Genomic DNA, 20,672 nt, shown 5'->3' on the forward strand with positions numbered 1-20,672 from the left:
AATGTCCGAGCCATCGCCCGTTTCGCGGCGTACCTTCCTCTCCGCCGGAGCGACGCTGCTGGCGTCGGTCGGGGTGAGCGCCGTCCTGCCTGACGCGGCCGCCAGCGCCGCCGCGCCGCCGGCCGGCGGCCCGTCGCCCACCGATCTCGCCAGGTACCGCCCGGTGTCGGTCTCCTCGACCGACTACGCGCCGACGCCCGCCGCGTTCGCCGTGGACGGTCTGCCCCGGGTCGGCGTACGGGGCAGCGGATGGCGCGCCGCGAACGGCGATCCGCAGTGGATCTCGGTGGACCTTCAGGCGCAGTGCCGCGTCGAGGCCGTCACCCTGGTCTTCGAGGCGACCCTCGCCGACGGACCGTTCGACGGCAACTACACCGACACCGACGGTGACGAGATCCTCTCCAGCGCCGCGAAGGCGTATCGCATCGACGTCTCCACCGACGGCCACGACTGGCGGTCGGTGTACGAGACCACCGACGGTCAGGGCGGTGTGCAGGCCATCAAGCTTCCGCAGCCCGTCACCGCGCGCTGGGTCCGGATGACGGTCACCGGGCGGTCGAACAGCAACCCGGTCGGCCTGAACGGCTTCCAGGTCTACGGCGTCGCCCTGTCCCCTCGCCCGAAGGCCGCGGGCTGGACGAGCTGGGAGGGAGGCAACACCGGCCGGGCCCCCGAGCTCACGGTGGCCCCGGACGGCACGGTCGCGCTGGAGTCCGGCTGGTCGCTGACGATGGACGACTTCGCGGGCACCACCGACGGCGCCGAGCTGTCCCGCGCCGGCGTCGACGTCAGCTCCTGGCTGCCGGCGACCGTGCCCGGCACCGTGCTGGGCACCCTGGTCGAGCAGGGACACCTGCCCGACCCGGTCGCCGGCTTCAACAACCTGCGCATCCCGGAGGCGCTGTCGCGGCACACCTGGTGGTACCGGCGGGCGCTGCGGCTGCCGCGCGGCCTGGACACCTCCGCCGGCCGCCGGATCTGGCTGGAGTTCGACGGCATCAACCACGAGGCCACCGCCTGGGTCAACGGTGTGCGGGTCGGCAGCGTCAAGCACCCGTTCGCGCGGGCCGCCTTCGACATCACCGACGCTCTCGCGGGCCACCGCGACCACGTGCTGGCCGTGCGGGTCACCCCGATGCCCCACCCCGGCACCCCCGGCGACAAGGGCCCCGACGGCCGTACCTTCCTCCAGTCGGCCCACCACTACCTTGACGCGCCGACCTACCTGGCGGTGTCCGGTTGGGACTGGATGCCCGCCGTCCGCGACCGGGTCACCGGCCTGTGGGACCACGTGCGGTTGCGCAGCACCGGCACCGTGGTCGTCGGCGACCCGCACGTCGAGACCACGCTGCCGAAACTGCCGGACACCGGCACGGCCGAGGTCACCATTCGGGTGCCCGTGCGCAACGCCACGGCCACCGCGACCACCGTCACCGTGCGCGCGGAGTTCGACAAGGTACGCGTCGAGTCAACGGTGACCATTCCCGCCCACGGGTCCGCGACGGTCTCCTTCACCCCGGAGCGTTTCGGGGCCCTGCGCCTCGCCAAGCCCCGCCTCTGGTGGCCCAACGGCTACGGCGAGCCCCACCTGTACGACCTGACGCTGACCGCCACGGTCAAGCACGCGGTCAGCGACAGGCGTGAGCTGCGCTTCGGCATCCGCGAGTTCGGCTACGACTGGCATCAGCCGATCGTGATCTCCCCGCCCGGCCAGCCCCCGCTGGACTTCGTCGACGGCGCCGCCACGCAGACCGTCACCTTCGATCGGCAGCACGCCCGACACGTGCGCATCCAGGCCGGCCAGCGCGCCACCGGCTGGGGCATCTCGATGTACGCGCTGTCGGTGGCCGACGGCGCCGGCCCGGACCTCGCCCTGGGGCGCGACGCGACCGCGTCGTCGTCGGAGAACGACACCAACGTGCCCGCCAGGGCCGTGGACGGTGACGCCGCGACCCGCTGGGCCTCGCAGGCCGAGGACGACCAGTGGATCCAGGTCGACCTCGGCGCGGCCGTCGACTTCGACCGGGTCACCATCGTCTGGGAGCAGGCGTACGCCCTCGACTACCGCGTCCAGGTGTCTGCCGACGGCGGCACGTGGACCGACGTGAAGGCCGTCAGCAACGACACCCCGCTGGGCAGCCGCGCCACCCAGGTCGAGACGTTCGCCAGCCAGACCGCCCAGCACCTGCGCATCCAGACCGGCGCGCGGGTGACCTCGTGGGGGGTGTCCATGTGGGCGCTCTCGGTGCAGCGGCAGGCCGAGCCGGACGTCGACCTGGCGCTGGGCCGGACGGCCACCGCGTCGTCGTCCGACAGCGACGCCAACGGCCCTGACCGGGCCGTCGACGGCAATCCCCGGACCCGGTGGTCGTCGAAGTTCGAGGACAACCAGTGGATCCAGGTCGACCTCGGCGCTCCGGTCAGCTTCGACCAGGTGACCATCGTCTGGGAGCAGGCGTACGCCCGCGACTTCGTCATCCAGGTCTCGAATGACGGGCAGCGGTGGACCGACGTGAAGCCGGTCAGCAACGCCGTCACCCAGCTCAAGATCAGCGTGAACGGTGTGCCGGTCTTCGCCCGGGGCGGCAACTGGGGCTGGGACGAGCTGCTGCGTCGGGTGCTGCCCGACCGGCTGGCCGACACGGTCGAGATGCACCGCGACATGAACTTCACGATGATCCGCAACTGGCTGGGCAGCAGCAACCGCGAGGAGCTGTACCGGGCCTGCGACGAGCAGGGCATCCTGGTGTGGAACGACTTCTGGCAGGCGGGCGCGTTCCTGCCCAACCCGCCCGGCTACGTCGACATCGCCGCCGACACCATCCGGCGTTTCCGCCACCACCCCAGCATCGTGGTGTGGTGCGGCGCCAACGAGGGTGACCCGCCGCCGATCGTCGACGCCGGGCTCAAGCAGGCCGCGGCCACCGAACACCCGGAGATCCTCTACATCCCCAACTCGGCCGGCGGCATCGTCAGCGGCCACGGCCCGTACCACTGGGTCGAGCCGGCGACCTACAACAACAGGAACACGTACGACACGGGCGCGTTCGGCTTCCACACCGAGATCGGCATGCCGGTGGTGTCGGTCGCCGAGAGCATGCGCAATCTGGTCGGCGACGCGCCGGAGTGGCCGATCGGCGAGGTGTGGAACTACCACGACTGGTCGACCATCGGTAACCAGCGCGTCGGCACGTACCAGGCGGCGATCGACGCGCGGCTCGGTGCGTCCGGCTCGCTCGACGAGTTCGCCGCCCGGGCGCAGTTCGTCAACTACGAGAGCCACCGCGCCATGTTCGAGGCGTGGAACGCCAACCTGTGGCAGGACGCGACCGGCCTGCTGCTGTGGATGTCGCACCCGGCGTGGCACAGCACGGTCTGGCAGACCTACGACTACGACCGCGACGTCAACGGCGCCTACTACGGCGCCCGCAAGGGGTGCGAGCCGGTGCACGTCCAGGCCGACCCGGGCACCTGGCAGGCACGGGTGGTCAACCACACCACGGCCGCGCTCACCGGAGTGACGGTCACCGCCCGCCGGTACGACCTCAACGGCCGCTCGCTGGGTGTCGCCCAGCGCCAGCGGGTGGACGTGGCACGCTCGTCGACGACGCCCGTGTTCGCCGTCGCCGCGCCGGACGGCGGTGGGCTGCACCTGGTCTGGTTGGAGTTGCGCGACGGCCGTGACCGGCTGCTCGCGGAGAACACCTACTGGCGCTACGACAAGGCCGAGCAGATGCGGGCGCTCAACGACCTGGCGAGCCCCCGACTGTCGACGTCGACGAGCACCGTACGTGTCGTGGACGGCCGGAACACCGTCACCACGACGGTCCGCAACCAGGGCCGTACGGTTGCCGCGATGATCCGGCTCGCCGTACGCGACCAGAGGGGCGAGCGGATCCTCCCGGCCCGCTACGACGACAACTACTTCTGGCTGTTGCCGGGGGAGACGCGTCAGGTGGGGATCTCCTGGCCGGCGCGGCCGGGCCTTGCCCGCCAGGCCACCGTCACCGCCCAGGCGTACAACACGCTCTAGCATTGCGCGCTGGGAGGCGACCGCCGAGGGCCGCCTCCCAGCGCCATCTGGCCCGAGTGAGGTGTTGTCATGACGTTCACCACCAGACCAACCCTGCAGGGAACCTTCGGCATGGTGTCGTCGACGCACTGGCTCGCCAGCCAGTCCGCGATGGGGGTCCTGGAACGCGGCGGCAACGCCTTCGACGCCGCGGTGACCGCCGGGTTCGTCCTGCACGTCGTCGAACCCCACCTCAACGGCCCGGGGGGCGAGGTGCCGGCCATCGTGGCGACCGCCCAGGATCCTCGCCCGAAGGTGCTGTGCGGGCAGGGTCCGGCCCCGGCCGCCGCGACCATCGCCCACTTCCGGTCCCTCGGCATGGACCTCATCCCGGGCGCCGGCCCGCTCGCGGCGGCAGTGCCCGGCGCGGTGGACGCGTGGCTCCTGCTGCTGCGCGAGCACGGCACGTTCGCGCTCGCCGACGTGCTGGAGCCGGCGATCGGCTACGCCGCCGCCGGCCACCCCCTGGTGGGCAGGGTCGGTGAGACCGTCGCGGCCGTGCGGTCGCTGTTCGAGGAGCACTGGCCGACGTCCGCCCAGCTCTGGCTGCGCGACGGCCGGCCACCGGCGGCGGGGGAGAGGTTCGCCAACCCGGCGTACGCGCGCACCCTGCGCCGACTCGTCGAGGCCGGGCAGGCGGCCGGCGCCGACCGGGAGGCGCAGATCGAGGCCGCGCGCCGAGCCTGGGGTACGGGCTTCGTGGCCGAGGCGATCGACGAGTTCAGCCGGCGGCCGTTCCGGGACTCCAGTGGACGCGCGCACGCCGGGCTGGTCACCGGCGACGACCTGGCCGCCTACTCGGCGACCTGGGAGGCCCCGGCGACCCTCGACTGGCAGGGCTACTCGGTGGCGAAGACCGGGTTCTGGGGCCAGGGGCCGGTGCTGCTCCAGGCGCTGGCCGTCCTCGACGCGCTCGACGACGACGGCGCGTACGAGACGGCCACCGCTGTCGGCGTCCACGCCCAGGTCGAGGCGCTCAAGCTCGCCTTCGCCGACCGCGAGGCATGGTACGGCGACAGCGCCGATGTGCCCGCCGCGGCGCTGCTCTCCCCGGCGTACGCGCGGGAGCGGGCCGGGTTGATCGGTGACCGCGCGTCGACCGAGCTGCGACCGGGGAGTCCCGACGGGGCGCAGCCGCGCCTGCCGGCCCACGTCCGACCCGGCGCCGGCCGCCGCGTCGATGCCTCGGACCCGACCACGGGGGAGCCGACGGTGCGGTCCGACGGGGTGAACCGGGGCGACACCTGCCACGTGGACGTCGTCGACCGCTGGGGCAACATGATCTCCGCGACGCCGAGTGGTGGCTGGTTGCAGAGTTCGCCCACGATCCCGGAACTCGGCTTTCCGCTGGGCAGCCGGCTGCAGATGTTCTGGCTGGAGGAGGGGCTGCCCTCGTCGCTCGCCCCGGGCCGCCGACCGCGCACCACGTTGAGCCCGACGATGGTGCACCGCGACGGGGAGCCGGTCCTGGCGTGCGGTACGCCCGGCGGTGACCAGCAGGACCAGTGGCAGGTGCCCTTCCTGCTGCGCCACCTCGTCGGCGGTCAGCATTTGCAGGAGGCCATCGACGCGCCCGCGTGGCACACCGTCAGCCTGCCGGCGTCGTTCTATCCCCGCGACTCGGAGCCCGGCGTCCTGCTCATGGAGGACCGGTTCGACGCCGACGTGGTGCGGGCCCTGCGGGCGTACGGGCACGAGGTGCGGCTCGCCGACGCGTGGAGTCTGGGCCGGCTCTGCGCCGTGACCCGGGACCCGGTCACGGGCGTGCTCGCCGCCGGCGCGAACCCGAGAGGCATGCAGGGCTACGCGTGCGGCCGGTAGCGCGCGCCGGATGGCCGAGGGTCAGGCGCCGCGCGCGAACAGGGCCAGGCGTACGCGGTTGGGGCTGTCGGTCTTGGTCATGAGGCTCGTGATGTGGGTCTTGACGGTGGTGACGCCGATGTGGAGCCGTTCGGCGATCTCGCTGTTGGACAGGCCCTCGGCGACAAGGGTCAGCACGTCCTGCTCGCGGGCGGTCAGCCCCTGCACGGGTCGGGGCGGCTCGGCGCGGGCGCGCACCGCGCGTTGGACGAGGCGGTGCAGCACCTCCGGGGTGAACGGGCTGTCGCCCGCGGCGGCGCGGCGGATGCCGTCCAGCAGCTCGGTCGGGGGCGCGTCCTTGAGCAGGAAGCCGCACGCCCCAGCGCTCAGCGCGGGGTAGAGGTGGTCGTCCTCGCCGAACGTGGTCAGCACCAGCACCCGGGTGGCGGGACGCTCGGCGAGGATCCGCGACGTCGCGGTGATTCCGTCGACGCCGGGCATGCGCAGGTCCATGACGACGACGTCGGGGATGAGCCGGGCGGCGAGGACGACCGCCTCGCGGCCGTTGTCGGCCTCGCCGACGACCTCGATGTCGGGTTGCGCGTCGCACAGCATGCGCAGGCCCGCGCGAATGAGGTGCTGGTCGTCGACCAGCAGGATGCGGATCACGCCGGCTCCGGGGCGGCTGATGCGGCCGGTACCTCACGGGCCCGCGGCGCCGGCCCGGCGGCGGTCTCGGGGAGCGTGTTCGGCAGGACGGTCCGCACGCGCCAGCCCGTGCCGGTCGGTCCCGCCTCCAGCCGGCCGCCGAGGACCTCGACGCGTTCGGACATGCCGGTGATGCCGTGGCCGCCGCCGGCCGGCACCGGCGTCGGCGCGCTGTCGCCGTCGACGCCACCCCCGTCGTCGGTGACCTCCCAGTGCACGGCCCCGCCGTGCAGGGCGACCACCAGGTGCGCCCGCGCGGCCGGCCCGGCGTGGCGTGCCACGTTGGTCAGCGCCTCCTGGGTCAACCGCAGCACCGCCAGGCCACGCACCGCGTCGAGGGAGCCGATCGCCGCGTCGATGTCGGCGTCCACGGTGATGCCGGCCTGGCGGGCCCGGTCGACGGCGGCGCCGAGCGCCGAGGGGAGCGCCGAGGGCTCGATCGCGGTCAGCGCCGCGTCCCCGCGTACCCCGTCGGGGTTGCGCAGCACCGCGACCAGCCGGCGCAGCTCCGCCAGGGCCGCGGTGCCCGTGCCGTGCACGTCGTCGAACACCTCGTCCACCCGGGGGTCCAGGTCGGTGAGGACGTGCCGGGCCACACCGACCCGCAGCACCATCGACGCCACGTGGTGGGCGACGACGTCGTGCAGCTCGCGGGCGATGGCGCTGCGCTCGTCGGCGCGCGCCGCGCGGCTCTCCGACTCGCGGCGCCGCTGCTCGGCCAGCGCCCGCTCCACGGCCTGCCGACCCAGCTCCCGGTTGGTCCGGATGACCAGGCCGAGCAGCACCGGGACACCGACCTCCAGGGCCAGTCCGACGACGCCGGAGGCGACCTGGCGCAGCGGGTCGCCGATCGAGTCGGTCAGGTCGACCACGGCCAGCAGCCCGGCGCCCAGCCAGATGGTGCGGGCGCGAGCCGAGAGCATGGTGACCTCGAGCAGCGCCCAGCTCGCCCCCACCTGGTTGATGGTGAAGTCGTCGATGAGGCAGACCGCGACCGCCAGCAACGCCGTCTGGAGCACCAGGTTGACCACCGGCCGGCGATACGTCACGAGCGCGGCGGCGAACGCGGCCACCGCGAGGATCCACTGTGTCACCGTTGGCGCGGAGCCGGAGTGGGGCACGACGAGCAGGTAGCCCAACCCGCTGAGGTCGAGCAGCACCATCCGCACGCGGGCGTCCCGCGTGTCGAACAGTCGTCCCAGCCACCCCACGGTCGTCAGCCTAGGTGCTCACGGTCGGTGGCAGCGACCGCCGACCGCCGCCACCGCGTCCGTACGCCCAGGTAGGCGGCCAGCCCGAGTGGTCCGAGCAGGATGGTCAGCACCAGCACCGGAGCCATGACCAGCGCCGGCACCCCCCGTTCCCGGCTGTCCAGCCACGCCCAGCGGCCCACGAACAGATCGAACGCGATCAGGTGCGCCCAGCCCGCCGCCGCGCCGTCGGGCGTGCCGAGCAGGTCGCGTACCCCGGCCAGGGTCGGCGACGCGACGGCGGGCAGCACCTCGCCGAACGCCGGGACCACCAGCAGCGCGTAGATCACCACGACGGGCAGCACGATCAGCGGTGAGCTGATGATCCGGGCGGTCCAGGACCAGCGCGGCACCAGGATCATCAGCGCCCAGAACGGCGCGGCCACCGCGAACGTCAGGGAGAACAGCGTCGCGGTCATGCCGCGAGCGCCAGTTCCGGGCGGCGTCGGCGGGCCAGGACCAGGCCGCTGGCGGTCGCCGTCGCGACCACCAGGGCCGCGACGGCGGCCAGGGTGCGGGCGTCCGGGCGCAGCAGCGGCTGCCCGCGCAGGGCCTGCCAGGTCAACAGCATCGTGAGTACGCCGTACGCGCAGCCCGCGACGACCAGCAGCCGGACGCGGGTGCGCGTGTCGAGCCGGGTCGCGAAACGGGTCAGCAGGATCGCCAGGATCGGCAGGGCCTGCAGGGCGTGCAGCCCCACGAAGTGCCCGATCCGCAGGTCACCGCCGGTGGTGCTCCAACCGACCACGGGCAGCCCCGGCCCACCGTCGGCCACGCCCACGCTGTGCGCCCCGGAGATGCCCTCGATGCCCGGGTCCTGCATCGGCAGCACCATCGGTACCGCCGCGAGCATGCCGAGCAGGGACAGGCCGAGTCCCGACCCGACGGCGGTCGCGGCGACCCGGTCGGGGATCCGCCGGATCAGCACGACGATCCCGATGACGAGGTGCGCGAGGAACAGCACCATGATCGCCGCGCCCATCGACGCGAACAGCGCGGTGTTCAGCGCTGTGGTGTCGTTGAAGTGGCTGGTCTGCCCGCGGATCACCTGACCGACGATCCACGCGTTCTCCAGGACCGCCACCGCGACGATGACGATCACCGCCCACTCGACGATCCGGCTGCGCCGGGCCAGCAGGGAGAGCATCCAGGCGAGCGTCGCGCCGTACAGGACGAAGGACACCGCGAACTTGAACGGCTTGAGCCAGATCGGCGCCCCGGTGAGGACGCGCGGGTCGACGAGGATGCCGACCGTGGCGACGACGGCGAGCACCGCCATCGCGCAGACGAGAATCAGGAGGGGGCGGTTCCAGTGTGTCGCCCGACGCAGAACGGTAGTCATGTCTGTAGATGCTCGGGGCCGTTCCCGCCGGTCGCGTCCGACCACGGGCCCCGGTTGCGGCCCGGGGTCGGAGCGCATCTCCTCCCTGGGTAGGAGGCGCGATCGGGGCGGCCCGCCGCCGGTGCTGGCACAATGGCCGGCCTGCCGACCGGACCGGGAGTGACCATGACGATCAACGAGGACCGCGTCCAGCCGAACGAGACCACCGTGCCGCTGCTGCCCTGCCCGGCGCCGGAGGAGACCCTGGCCTTCTGGCGTGCCCTGGGCTTCGAGGTGACCTACGAGCAGATGAGGCCGTACGTGTATCTGGTCGTTCAGTGGAGCGGGTTCGCCCTGCACTACGGGCCCGCGCCGAAGGACCTCGACCCGGCGAAGGAACAGACCGGCGGCTGCCTGGTGTTGGTCGACGCGGTCGCGCCGTACCACGCCGCGTTCGCCGACGCGATGCGCCGCGCCCACGGCAAGGTGCTGGTCAAGGGCCTGCCCCGACTGACCCGCTACCGTGCCGGAGCATCACGGTTCAGCGTCGTCGACCCGTCGGGCAACACCATCATCTTCATCCAACGAGACGAGCCGAAGGATCTGGAGTACGGCGGGTCGAAGGACCTGCAGGGGTTGGCCCGGGTGCTCGACAACGCGCGGATCCTGCGCGAGTTCAAGATGGACGACCTGGCCGCCTACCGGGCGCTCGACTCGGGGATGCGTCGTCGCGCCGAGGACGCTCCGACGGTCGAGCAGGCCACGGCGCTGGCCGGCCTGATCGAGCTGTCGATCGCGCTGGGAAAGACCGATCGGGTGCCCGAGTGGGGCGCCCAGCTCCGCGCGCTGACGTTGACCGCGCCGGAGCGTACGCAGGTGCGGGCCTACATCGCGGACCCGGTCGTCCTCGAACCCTGGTGGTCCGATCCGCGCTGACCACACGGACCGGGGCGAGCCGGACACGGCCCAACCCCGGTCGGCGGGGTCAGCGGGCTGCGGGACGGCGACGGAAGAGCGCCGTCACACCGGCGAGCATGACGAGCAGCAGGCCGGTGAACCAGTTCATCACCGTGATCGTGCTGACGGTTCGCGTGGCGATCCCGATGCCGACGGCCGGCAGGCTCATTCCCAGGTAGGCGATGAGGAACAGCCCGGCCAGGGCCTCGCCGCGCCGGGCGGGCGTGGCCATCGCCGCGACCATGCCGACGGCGGCCTTGAACAGCACGCCGGCCCCGACACCGGCGACCACACCACCGACCAGGAACGCGGTCAGGCTGGCGGTGTGCATACCCACCAGCACGACGGGCACGCCGACCGCCTGCGCCAGCAGCCCGAGCCGCACCTTCGCCGGGGCGGGGAGCCGGTTGGTGACGGTCTGCGCCACGGCGGCGCCGCCGAACACGGCGAACACGACCGCGCCGCCCAGCGCCCGCGAGGGCAGGTGCAGGGCGCCCGCGACGAAGCCCGGGGCGACGGAGGTGAACAGGGCGAACACGGCGAACGACGCGAAGCCGGCGCCGGCAGCAGCCACGTACCCGGCCCGGTCGCCGTGGTCGGCGCTGATCCGTTGCGGCCGGTACGCGGGCTTGACCAGCCGCTCCTCGACGGTCTCCGGGGTCGCCGCGACCGCCACGATGCTTGCGGTCAGCAGCACGGCGAACACCAGGTACGGAGTGCGCAGCGGCGCGTGGACGTACTGGGCGAGGACGCCCGCGACCAACGCGCCCACGCCGAGGCCGCCGATGTTGGCGGCGGTGGAGACCACTTCGAAGCGCTGGCGCGACGCGCCGGGCCGGTGCGCCGCGTGCAGTTCCTGCAGGTAGGCGGTGGCGGTCGCGGTGATCATGCCGATGCCCAGTCCGCTCACCAGGCGGGCGACCAGCAGCACCGGCAGGGACGCGTCGCCCAGGAACAGCGCGGCGGCGACCAGCTCCAACACCAGCGCCGGAATGAGGATCTTCTTCCGGCCGACCCAGTCCGAGACGTGCCCGGCGAGCAGCAGACTGATCACCACACCCACCGCGTACGACGCGAACACGATCGTGACCATGAACGTGGAGAAGTCGTCCCGGGCCATGTAGAGCGGGTAGAGCGGGGCCGGCACGGTGCCGAACGCCATCGCGGTCAGGAACGCCAGAGCGATCACCCAGAAGCCCCGGCCGTGGCGGCGAGACGATCCTTCGGCGCGGGTGGACGCGGCGGCGGGCCGGCGGGATGACAGGATCGTCGACGACATGACCCCACTGTCGCTCCACGCGATCATCGCGTGCAACGAAAGTTGACGCTAGCAACGATCAGTATGGGTGATACTTGGGGACGTGGAACTCCGCCAACTCGAGTACTTCGTCGCCGTGGCCGAGGAGCAGAACTTCACCCGCGCCGCCGCCCGCCTGCACGTCGTCCAGTCCGCCGTCTCGGCGGCGGTCAAGACCCTGGAACGCGAACTGGGTGCGCCGCTGCTGGACCGCAACTCCAAACGCGTACTCCTCACCGACGCTGGCGCCGCGCTGCTGCCCCGCGCCCGCATCGCCCTCGACGCGGCCCGCGACGCCCGCGACGCGGTCGCCGAGGTACACGGCGGCCTCCGTGGCACCCTCCGCATCGGCACGATGACGTCGATCAGACTCCTGCACCTGCCGGCCCTGCTCGGCGAGTTCCACCGCCGGCACCCCGGGGTGCTGTTGCACACCAGCGTCGCTCCGTCCGGCTCCCAGGGGCTCATCGACGCGCTCGCGGAGCGCCGGCTCGACCTGGCGTTCGTCTCGCTGCCCGGCGCGCCGCCGGCCGAGGTCCGCTTCACGGAGCTGGCCCGCTCGGTGATCGATCTCGTCGTGCCGGACGATCATCCGCTGGCCGCCCGCGAGGCGGTGACGCTCGGGGAAATCGCCGGGCTGAACTTCATCGACTCCCCGGTCGGGTACGGCAACCGCGCCGTCACCGACCGGGCGTTCGCCGCCGCCGGCCTTTCCCGGCGCGTCACGATCGAGATCCCCGACATCGCCACCGGCGCCGACCACGTCCGGCACGGCCTCGGTATCGCCCTGCTGCCCCGCTTCGCCGTCGCCGACGCCGAGGGCGTGCGCACGCTGACGGTCACCGACGCCGACCTCGACTGGACGGCGTCGCTCGCCACGCCGGTGGACCGACCGGTGGGCGCGGCCGCCCGCGCCCTCATCGCCCTGACCGGTGAGTTCCTACCCTGACCCGCGCGCTGCGGGGCGGGTGCAGCCCCGCAGCGCGTGGATCAGAAGGGCCACCGGTCGTCGGACCCGGCCTCGATCAGCGGGATCATCGCGAACGCGGCGTCGGACAGTCCGCCGAAGGTGTGCCGGTTCGTGACGGTCGGCGTGTGCCCGACCCGGTATCCGGCCAGGTTCCAGGTGTAGACGGGCACCTCCGCCGGCACCGCCGCGACGACATCCGTCGAGCCGTGCCAGTGGGCCTGCTCATCGGTGAGGATGATCAGCCGGTCGTGTCGGCCGTGGTGCTCGCGGACCGCCTTCTCGGTGTCGGTTCCCCTGCCGAGGAAGTAGCCGCCCTCCTTGAACCGCCGCACCGCCGCGAGGACCGACTCGCCCGCCACCGCAGGGAACACCAGGCTGTCATTGGAGAACGACACCACCGTGGCCGACTGCGCGCGGGCGGCCAGCGCGAGACCGAACACCGCGGCGGCGTCCCAGCAGAGCAGCGTGCCGTCCTTGCTGAACGGGCTCTGCATCGAGCCGGAGGTGTCGATGAGGATCAGCGTCCGCCCGTCCAGGGCGGGCACGTTCGCGAGGGCGTGCTGCAACGCCTTCTCCAGCGGGTACGCCCAGCGCAGGCTCGGCGCCGCGTTGTACGCCGACAGGAAGCGCATCGGCAGCACCCGCGAACTCGCGACCTGAGCCGGGTCGGAGAGCGTGGCCGCCACGGTCTCCGCGACGGTGTCGCTGACCCCGGCCCGGTCGAAGTTGCGCAGATTACGCAGCAGCGCCAGGTAGCCCATCGTCGGGATGACCGACTCCCATGCCGCCGCGTCCATCGCGCTCTGTCGCCAGCCGGCCAGCGCCTCCCACGTCATACCGGCAGCGTCCAGCGTCGCCGGATCGGTGACCTCCCTGCGCTGCTCGACAGGCATCGCCATGAGCGCGTCCCGCGCCCTGAGCATCCGCAGGGACGGGGGTACCGGGTTGTCCCGCCGGTGCCGCCGATCCAGCGCGTGCCGGAACAGGTCGCCCTGTCGCTCATCCCTGGCGGTGGGGTGGGTCAGCTCGATGACGTCACCGAAGCGCACCTGGTTGGCGATGGAGTCGTACTTGAGCAGACTCCGCTCGGTGTAGAGCCGGACCGCCGCGTCAGCGATGCCCCGCTTCACCGGCTTGGGCAGTGCCCGGCCATGACGAGCCAGCCAGTACGCGAGCGCCTCGCCCGGCTCGTCCGCACGCTGCAACGCCGCATCCACGACCGCGCGGGAACCCGGAATTCCCGCCGCTACCTGGGCACGGGCACCCTCAAGGGCCGCCACCACGGACGCTGAGCGCATCATCGCTCCGGTGCGGAGCCACGGTACGAAGCGCGCGAACCAGTCGGGATCCGCGACGGCGACGGCGGCGACCAGGTCCCGGAAACGGGCCTCCCGGCTGGTGGAACCCTCGTAGAAGGTGTCCTCGCCCACCATGTTCGAGACACCGAGCAGGAACAGTTCGAGGCGCGGCTCACGGACGAAACCGGGTGCGCCCTCGCCGGTCGCCGGCCGATGCCGGCTCGTGCGCAGCTTGACGTTGAACTTGGCCATGACGTCCCCCACGTCAGTCAGCCGAGAAGGCGCCACCACAGCGCACACCCGAGATCAGAGTCGGCCACGGACTAGTCCGCCGTTCTGTCCGTTGAACCACCGACCCGAAGGTGTCGGGGGGATTCGAACCCCCATCTGCGGAGCCGGGAAGTAATCGTTGCCTGCGCACCGGGTGTGCGTGTGGTCGCGCTTCCCGAGATCGAGGTTGGCGACGGATGTCCTTCACCGGGGCCGGAACCCCTCCAGATGTAGCCGTCGCCTACGCACCGGGAAGTGCGGTCACGACCGTAGCGGCAGCGGTGCGGGAGGGGCAACGGGTTTTGTGATCTTGTGATCGACGGCGGCTGGTCGCACCACACGCCCGAGATCAAAAGTGGACACGGTGTTCGCGGGTTCGAACCGCAGGCCCTTGCCGGGCCTTCACCAGGAAGTAACCGTATCCGTCGCACCGGGCGTGCGGCGAGAGCACCTCCCGAGATCGAAGCGGCGACGGCGACCGGCCCTCGCGGGCCAAGGTGACCTGGGCCGCTGGTCGACGCCACGTGACATGGCGGTGGGATTCGAACCCACGTCTCCCCGATTGGAAGCGGAAGTAGCCGTTGCCTGCGCACCGGGAGGTGCCCCATGACGGTAGGCCCGCGTTGCCACGCCAACAACCCGATTCCGCATCCGCTGTCGAGGACTCCGGGCGGTGGGCGCAGCCGGTGGCCGGCGGCGACCGTCGGTCACCTCCGTGGGGGCGGATGCGGTGGTGAGCGGTATACCTCAGAGTCATATTCATACCTCTGAGGTATACCGCTCACCAGCACATCGACACGGCGGGCAGCCAAAGCGGATGACCAGCGCCCTTCGCCGCAGCCCCAGCCCCGTCTTGAGTTAGGACTTATTCGTCTAGATCATGGGCAGGACCAGCGCGGTCGAGGCCGCCAGCTCCCGATCGAACACCTCGTCGCGCGGGACGAACACCATGGCCTGCCCCTCGCCGAGCACGACGTCTTCCTGTCGCGCGGTGGTGACGCCATGGAAGATGTGCACCGTCACGGTGTGCCCGAAGCCCGCCTCGTACGGGCGCGGACCGCTCCACAGCAGGCGCAGCTCACCGGCTGTCAGGCCGGTCTCCTCCAGCAGCTCGCGGCGGGCCGCCTGCTCGGGCGACTCGCCGGGCTCGATGTGACCGCCGGGAAGGCTCCACTGGTTGGGTGAGACGGGCGCGTGCTCGTCGCGATGCTGCATCAGCACCGACCCGGAGGCGTCAACGAGCAGGACGAGGGCGACGTCGTAGGTGGCCATGCACGAGACCATGCCACGCTGGCCGGCCCCCGTCGCCGGTCGTCGGACGTACCCTCCGTGAATGGATTTGGATGATCTTCCTGTGGTGGAGTTCGGGTTCCCCGGGCCGCTGCGGGACACGCTCGTTGCCGCGATCCTGGCCGGCGCGAAGACCTCCACGTCCGCGCTGCTGCTCGGCTACGAGCACGCGAACGAGCCGCTGCCGGAGGCCGGTCACGTGCTCTGAACAGCCCTGGGGCGGCCGCCGGATCAGCCCTGCGCCGCGGTCGGTCCTGGGCTACCTGGCCTTACCCCAGGGAAAGAAGAAGTCGTCACTGTCGGCGAGCCACCAGTAGTACTCGGGAGACTTGTGGTTCTTGCACGCCACCCGCGTGACGGCGACCGATGCGGCCCGGATGCGATCGGCAGCGACGCCGGGAGCGATGATCGCGGTGGGCGGGAATTCCGTCTTGATCCGCCGGCCGAGGTCGTTCGCGGCCGCCTGCAGGTCGGGCCACTCAAGCCGCTTCCGTATCAGGTTGAGTTCTTCGGCCTTGCGCGCGTAGTAGACGGTGAGCACGAGACCAACGACGCCGGTGATGAACCCGCCGATTCCCAGCCATCGATCCATCCCGCCAGCGTAGGCACGGCCCGCCAGACCTCCACGCTCGCTCGCACGCCGTGGTCGCCGTCGAGTCGTGGGGATCTCAGCGCCAGGCTGGTCTTCGTAACCTGGATCCGCGAGACTCCCCGGTATGGGTGATCGTTCTCGCCGGTGGGCGTGGGTCGGAGTGCTCGTCATCGGGCTGATCCTGTATCTGGCGGTGCTGCGGACCCTCGTCCGCACCCAGAACCCGAACTTCGTGCCGGCACTGATCCTGCTCGGCGCGACCCTGGCTCCCCTGACGTTCCTCACGTTCGCCCAGGCCCGTACCGGGCGTTGGCAGGTGCCGGCGTCGGTTCTGGTGACATCGGCGTTTTTCGGCGGGGTGATCGGCACGGTGGTCGCCGGCACCCTGGAGTACGACACTCTGCGCGGCCTCGGCGCCCTGCCCATGCTGTTCGTGGCACTGATCGAGGAGTCGGCGAAGCTGATCGTCCCCGTGGTGCTGCTGTTCACGGCCCTGGCGCAGCACCGTCGCCGTCTGCCGTCCGACGGTCTGGTCATCGGTGTGGCCGCCGGCATGGGCTTCGCCGCGTTGGAGACGATGGGGTACGCCTTCACCGCGCTGCTGAGCTCGCAGGGCAACATTGGCGCGGTGGAGCAGACCCTGTTCATCCGTGGTCTGACCGCGCCCGCCGGGCACACCGCCTGGACCGGGCTCACCGCCGGAGCGCTGTGGGCGCTGCTGGCCAGCCCGAGCGTCGGCCGGCTGTTCGGGTTCCTCGGCACCTTCCTCGGCGTCGTCGTCCTGCACACCCTCTGGGACACGTTCTCCGGTTCGCTGGTCTTCGTCGTACTGGCGATCGTCAGCATCGGCTGGCTGTTCTGGGAGCTGCACCGCTACCGGACCTTCGGTGATCGCCTGGCGGTCCAGCACCCGTCGAACTGATCGCGGCCCTCCTACACCATGCCGTCGGCGGCCAGCGCGAAATGGCCCGCTCTGCTGATCCCGCTGCGGCCGGGCTGGCACCTCATCTACTGTCGGACTGTTCACATTTAGTGGCTTTCGTCGGGAAGGTGCAGCGATGGGGGTGCGCCGCTGGGTCGAGAGCTGGCCGCTCTACCGCCAGCTCACCGGCACCGACCCGCTCGGGCGGGGCGCGGCGGCCAAGTCGGCCCTGTCACTGTCGCTGACCGCCCGCACCGACACCGCCGACTCGGTCGCCCGGTCGGTCTGTCCGTACTGCGCGGTGGGTTGTGGCCAGCGGGTGTTCGTCAAGGACGGGCAGGTCACACAGATCGAGGGTGACCCGGACAGTCCTATCTCGCGGGGCCGGCTCTGCCCGAAGGGCTCGGCGAGCAAGAGTCTGGTGACCAGTCCGCTGCGGCAGACGACGGTCCGCTACCGGCGGCCGTACGGCACCGAGTGGGAGGATCTCGACCTCGGCACGGCGATGAACATGATCGCCGACCGGGTCCTGGCCGCCCGGGACGAGACCTGGGAAGACCATGACGACGAGGGCCGGCCGCTCAACCGGACGCTGGGGATCGCCAGTCTGGGTGGGGCGACGCTGGACAACGAGGAGAACTACCTCATCAAGAAGTTGTTCACCGCGATGGGGGCGCTGCAGATCGAGAACCAGGCCCGTATTTGACACTCCGCCACCGTCCCCGGTCTGGGGGCCAGCTTCGGTCGTGGCGGCGCCACCCAGTTCCAGCAGGACATCGCCAACGCTGACGTCATCGTCATCCAGGGTTCGAACATGGCGGAAGCACATCCGGTGGGTTTCCAGTGGGTGATGGAGGCCAAGCACCGTGGCGCGAAGGTGTTCCACGTCGACCCGCGGTTCACGCGGACCAGCGCGGTGGCGGACGCGTACCTGCCGATCCGGGCGGGCACCGACATCGCCCTGCTCGGCGGCGTGATCCGCTACATCCTCGACAACGAGCTGGACTTCCGCGAGTACGTGGTCGCTTACACGAACGCCGCCACCATCGTGACCGAGGAGTACCGCGACACCGAGGATCTGTACGGGCTCTTCTCCGGCTTCGCCGAGGACAACGCCAGCTACGACCAGAGCAGTTGGCAGTACGAGGGCGTCGAGGAGAACATCCCCCCCCGGGACACCGAGACGCAGCGGGAAACGGCGGCCGGGCTGGAGCACGAGTCGCACGGCGCGCCGGTGGGCGGGCAGACGCAGCGGGACGAGACGTTGCAGCATCCGCGCTGCGTTTACCAGATCCTCAAGCGGCACTTCTCCCGCTACACGCCGGAGATGGTGGAGCGGGTCTGCGGGATCCCGCAGGAGAAGTTCCTCGAACTGGCGCAGGCGTGGACGGCGAACTCGGGCCGGGACCGCACCGGCATGCTGATCTACTCGGTGGGGTGGACGCAGCACAGTGTGGGCGTGCAGTACATCCGTACCGGGGCGATCATCCAGTTGCTGCTGGGCAACATGGGGCGGCCGGGTGGTGGCGTCATGGCGCTGCGCGGTCACGCCAGCATCCAGGGTTCGACGGACATCCCGACCCTGTTCAACCTGCTGCCCGGCTACCTGCCGATGCCGCACCACGCCGACCACCCGACCTTCGACGAGTGGGTGGACAGCATCCGCCACCCCGGGCAGAAGGGCTTCTGGGGTGACGCGCGCGCCTACGGCGTGAACTTGCTCAAGGCGTACTGGGGTGACGCGGCCACCGCCGACAACGACTACTGCTACGGCCACCTGCCGCGGATGACCGGTGACCACGGCACCTACCAGCAGGTGCTCAACATGATCGACGGGAAGGTCAAGGGGTACTTCCTGCTCGGGCAGAACCCCGCGGTGGGCTCGGCGCACGCCCGCGCGCAGCGCCTCGGCATGGCCAACCTGGACTGGCTGGTCGTGCGGGACCTCTTCATGGTCGAGAGCGCCACGTTCTGGCAGCACGCCCCGGAGATCGAAACGGGCGAGATCGTGCCCGAGGAGTGTCGTACCGAGGTGTTCTTCCTGCCGGCCGCCTCACACGTGGAGAAGGAGGGCACGTTCACCCAGACGCAGCGGTTGTTGCAGTGGCGGGAGAAGGCTGTCGAGCCGCCGGGCGACGCCCGCTCCGAACTGTGGTTCTTCTACCACCTCGGACGCATCGTCAGGGAGCGGTTGGCCGGCTCGACCCGGCCCCGCGACCGGGCGCTGCTCGACCTCAACTGGAACTACCCCACGCACGGTCCGCACGCCGAACCGAGCGCCGAATCGGTGCTATACGAGATCAACGGATACGAGGTGGCCAGCGGCCGACCGCTGTCGAGCTACACGGAGATGAAGGACGACGGTTCCACCGCCGGTGGCTGCTGGATCTACACCGGGGTGTACGCCGACGGCGTCAATCAGGCCGCGCGCCGCAAGCCCGGCTCGGAGCAGTCCTCGGTGGCGCTCGAATGGGGTTGGGCGTGGCCGTCCAACCGGCGGATCCTCTACAACCGTGCCTCGGCCGACCCGGACGGCAACCCGTGGAGTGAGCGCAAGCGCTACGTGTGGTGGGACGCCGAAAAGGCCGAGTGGACCGGCTACGACGTGCCGGACTTCGAGAAGACCAAACCGCCCTCGTACCGGCCGCCGGCCGACGCGTCCGGGCCGGCGGGGATCGCCGGCGACGACCCGTTCATCATGCAGGGCGACGGCAAGGGCTGGCTCTACGCGCCCACCGGCGTGCTGGACGGGCCGCTGCCGACGCACTACGAGCCGATCGAGTCGCCGGTGCGCAACCCGCTCTACCGCCAGCAGGCCAACCCGGCTCGCAAGGTCTACATCCATCCGATCAACACCCTCAACCCGAGCCCGCCCGAGCCGTACAGCGACGTCTTCCCGTACGTGTTCACGGTCAGCCGGCTCACCGAGCACCACACCGCCGGCGGCATGAGCCGGACCGTGCCGCACCTCGCCGAGCTGCAACCGGAGATGTTCGTCGAGGTGTCGCCGGAACTGGCCGCCCAACGCGGCCTGACCCACCTGGGCTGGGCGCACCTGGTCACCGCCCGCGCGGCCATCGAGGCGAAGGTCCTGGTCACCGACCGGATCACCCCGCTGCGGGTAGACGGTCGGATCATCCACCAGGTCTGGGTGCCGTACCACTTCGGTTACGAGGGTCTGGTCACCGGCGACTCGGCCAACGACCTGTTCGGCATCACCCTCGACCCCAACGTCCTCATCCAGGAAAGCAAGGTCGGCACGTGCGACGTGCGGCCCGGCCGACGCCCGAGGGGCCAGGATCTGCTGAACCTCGTATTCGACTACCGGCGACGGTCGGGGCACCTGACCCACCGCTACCCGCCGCTGATCACGACCGACGTCGCCGACAGCAGCAGCGACCAGGAGGCCTGACCGATGCCCCACCCCAACGCCCTGTACGGGCCGCTCGATCCGGCGCCGGACGCCGGCTATGTGGACGCGCCGCCGCGGATGGGGTTCTTCACCGACACGAGCGTGTGTATCGGGTGCAAGGCGTGCGAGGTGGCCTGCAAGGAGTGGAACGGCGTTCCGGAGAGTGGTCTGGATCTGCTGGGCATGTCGTACGACAACACCGGGGCGTTGACCGCGAATTCGTGGCGGCACGTCGCTTTCATCGAGCAGCCGCGCCCGGTCGACCGGGAGACGCCGGCGTTCGAGGGCTATCCGGACGGGCCGGCGGTCAGCCCGGCGACGGCGGCTGTGGGCGCGCGGACCAGCACCGACACCGGCACGGATCCGGGCCTGCCAACCGGCTCGCCGGCCGCGGCGGCCCGCATGTCGGGCGGGCCGGAGTTCCTGGGTATGCCGGGTGGGCAGCCGCCGGGGCGGGGCACTGGTGTGGAGCAGCGGTCGGATTTTCGGTGGTTGATGATGTCGGATGTGTGT

The 20,672-nt window shown here is 71.3% G+C and carries 14 protein-coding genes and 2 pseudogenes; 8 read left to right on the forward strand and 8 right to left on the reverse strand.

Annotation, left to right across the window (positions count from 1 at the left end):
• Window position 1: 1 nt before the first annotated feature.
• Both ABZT87_RS25705 and ABZT87_RS25710 read left to right on the forward strand, forming a co-directional pair.
• Window positions 2–4,033 carry a discoidin domain-containing protein gene (locus tag ABZT87_RS25705; RefSeq protein WP_355138712.1) on the forward strand — a complete coding sequence of 1,344 codons (4,032 nt, stop codon included), beginning with the start codon at window positions 2–4 and terminating at the stop codon, window positions 4,031–4,033.
• 69 nt (window positions 4,034–4,102) lie between these two features.
• Window positions 4,103–5,893 carry a gamma-glutamyltransferase family protein gene (locus ABZT87_RS25710; RefSeq protein ID WP_355138714.1) on the forward strand — a complete coding sequence of 597 codons (1,791 nt, stop codon included), beginning with the start codon at window positions 4,103–4,105 and terminating at the stop codon, window positions 5,891–5,893.
• A gap of 21 nt (window positions 5,894–5,914) precedes the next feature.
• Here the strand turns inward: ABZT87_RS25710 and ABZT87_RS25715 are convergent, their stop codons facing one another.
• Genes ABZT87_RS25715 through ABZT87_RS25730 form a run of 4 tightly spaced genes read right to left on the reverse strand, consistent with a single transcriptional unit; the run spans window position 5,915 to window position 9,172 of the window.
• Window positions 5,915–6,541 (reverse strand): response regulator transcription factor, encoded by a 627-nt coding sequence (locus ABZT87_RS25715; protein ID WP_355138716.1) that lies wholly within the window; start codon window positions 6,539–6,541, stop codon window positions 5,915–5,917.
• Window positions 6,538–7,791 carry a histidine kinase gene (locus ABZT87_RS25720; protein WP_355138718.1) on the reverse strand — a complete coding sequence of 418 codons (1,254 nt, stop codon included), beginning with the start codon at window positions 7,789–7,791 and terminating at the stop codon, window positions 6,538–6,540. The genes ABZT87_RS25715 and ABZT87_RS25720 overlap by 4 nt, the downstream gene beginning before the upstream one ends.
• A 5-nt stretch (window positions 7,792–7,796) precedes the next feature.
• Entirely contained in the window at window positions 7,797–8,249 is a 453-nt protein-coding gene (locus tag ABZT87_RS25725; protein WP_355138720.1) for an ABA4-like family protein, read from the reverse strand.
• Window positions 8,246–9,172 carry a hypothetical protein gene (locus ABZT87_RS25730; protein ID WP_355138722.1) on the reverse strand — a complete coding sequence of 309 codons (927 nt, stop codon included), beginning with the start codon at window positions 9,170–9,172 and terminating at the stop codon, window positions 8,246–8,248. The genes ABZT87_RS25725 and ABZT87_RS25730 overlap by 4 nt, the downstream gene beginning before the upstream one ends.
• Before the next feature lie 165 nt (window positions 9,173–9,337).
• Between ABZT87_RS25730 and ABZT87_RS25735 the strand changes: the two genes are divergently transcribed.
• Window positions 9,338–10,087: a glyoxalase gene (locus ABZT87_RS25735; RefSeq protein ID WP_355138724.1), complete on the forward strand. Its 750-nt coding sequence runs from the start codon at window positions 9,338–9,340 to the stop codon at window positions 10,085–10,087.
• A 49-nt stretch (window positions 10,088–10,136) separates the two neighbouring features.
• Here the strand turns inward: ABZT87_RS25735 and ABZT87_RS25740 are convergent, their stop codons facing one another.
• Entirely contained in the window at window positions 10,137–11,414 is a 1,278-nt protein-coding gene (locus ABZT87_RS25740; protein ID WP_355138726.1) for an MFS transporter, read from the reverse strand.
• A 55-nt stretch (window positions 11,415–11,469) separates the two neighbouring features.
• On the opposite strand from ABZT87_RS25740, the gene ABZT87_RS25745 reads away from it, so the two are divergent.
• A complete protein-coding gene (locus tag ABZT87_RS25745; RefSeq protein WP_355138728.1) occupies window positions 11,470–12,354 on the forward strand; it encodes a LysR family transcriptional regulator in 885 nt (294 codons plus the stop codon).
• A 41-nt stretch (window positions 12,355–12,395) separates the two neighbouring features.
• Here the strand turns inward: ABZT87_RS25745 and ABZT87_RS25750 are convergent, their stop codons facing one another.
• Together ABZT87_RS25750 and ABZT87_RS25755 are read right to left on the reverse strand one after the other, a co-directional pair.
• A complete protein-coding gene (locus ABZT87_RS25750) occupies window positions 12,396–13,937 on the reverse strand; it encodes a TROVE domain-containing protein (RefSeq protein WP_355138730.1) in 1,542 nt (513 codons plus the stop codon).
• An 879-nt stretch (window positions 13,938–14,816) separates the two neighbouring features.
• Window positions 14,817–15,215 (reverse strand): NUDIX domain-containing protein, encoded by a 399-nt coding sequence (locus ABZT87_RS25755; RefSeq protein WP_355138732.1) that lies wholly within the window; start codon window positions 15,213–15,215, stop codon window positions 14,817–14,819.
• Between the two features lie 61 nt (window positions 15,216–15,276).
• Here ABZT87_RS25755 and ABZT87_RS25760 point away from each other — a divergent pair.
• Window positions 15,277–15,384 (forward strand): annotated as a pseudogene (locus ABZT87_RS25760) (RNA-binding protein); the annotation flags it as partial.
• A 108-nt stretch (window positions 15,385–15,492) separates the two neighbouring features.
• Here ABZT87_RS25760 and ABZT87_RS25765 read toward each other — a convergent pair.
• Window positions 15,493–15,825: a hypothetical protein gene (locus ABZT87_RS25765; RefSeq protein WP_355138734.1), complete on the reverse strand. Its 333-nt coding sequence runs from the start codon at window positions 15,823–15,825 to the stop codon at window positions 15,493–15,495.
• A 124-nt stretch (window positions 15,826–15,949) separates the two neighbouring features.
• On the opposite strand from ABZT87_RS25765, the gene ABZT87_RS25770 reads away from it, so the two are divergent.
• The 3 genes and pseudogenes from ABZT87_RS25770 to ABZT87_RS25780 form a co-directional block, all read left to right on the forward strand.
• Window positions 15,950–16,747: a PrsW family intramembrane metalloprotease gene (locus ABZT87_RS25770; RefSeq protein ID WP_354856811.1), complete on the forward strand. Its 798-nt coding sequence runs from the start codon at window positions 15,950–15,952 to the stop codon at window positions 16,745–16,747.
• Between the two features lie 136 nt (window positions 16,748–16,883).
• On the forward strand, window positions 16,884–20,159 hold the full coding sequence (fdh, locus tag ABZT87_RS25775) for a formate dehydrogenase (RefSeq protein ID WP_355138736.1): 3,276 nt from the start codon (window positions 16,884–16,886) through the stop codon (window positions 20,157–20,159).
• Window positions 20,160–20,162: 3 nt separating this feature from the next.
• Window positions 20,163–20,672: pseudogene (locus ABZT87_RS25780) on the forward strand (4Fe-4S ferredoxin); the annotation flags it as partial.

It is taken from the genome of Micromonospora sp. NPDC005237 (genome assembly GCF_040607775.1).
Lineage (GTDB): Bacteria > Actinomycetota > Actinomycetes > Mycobacteriales > Micromonosporaceae > Micromonospora.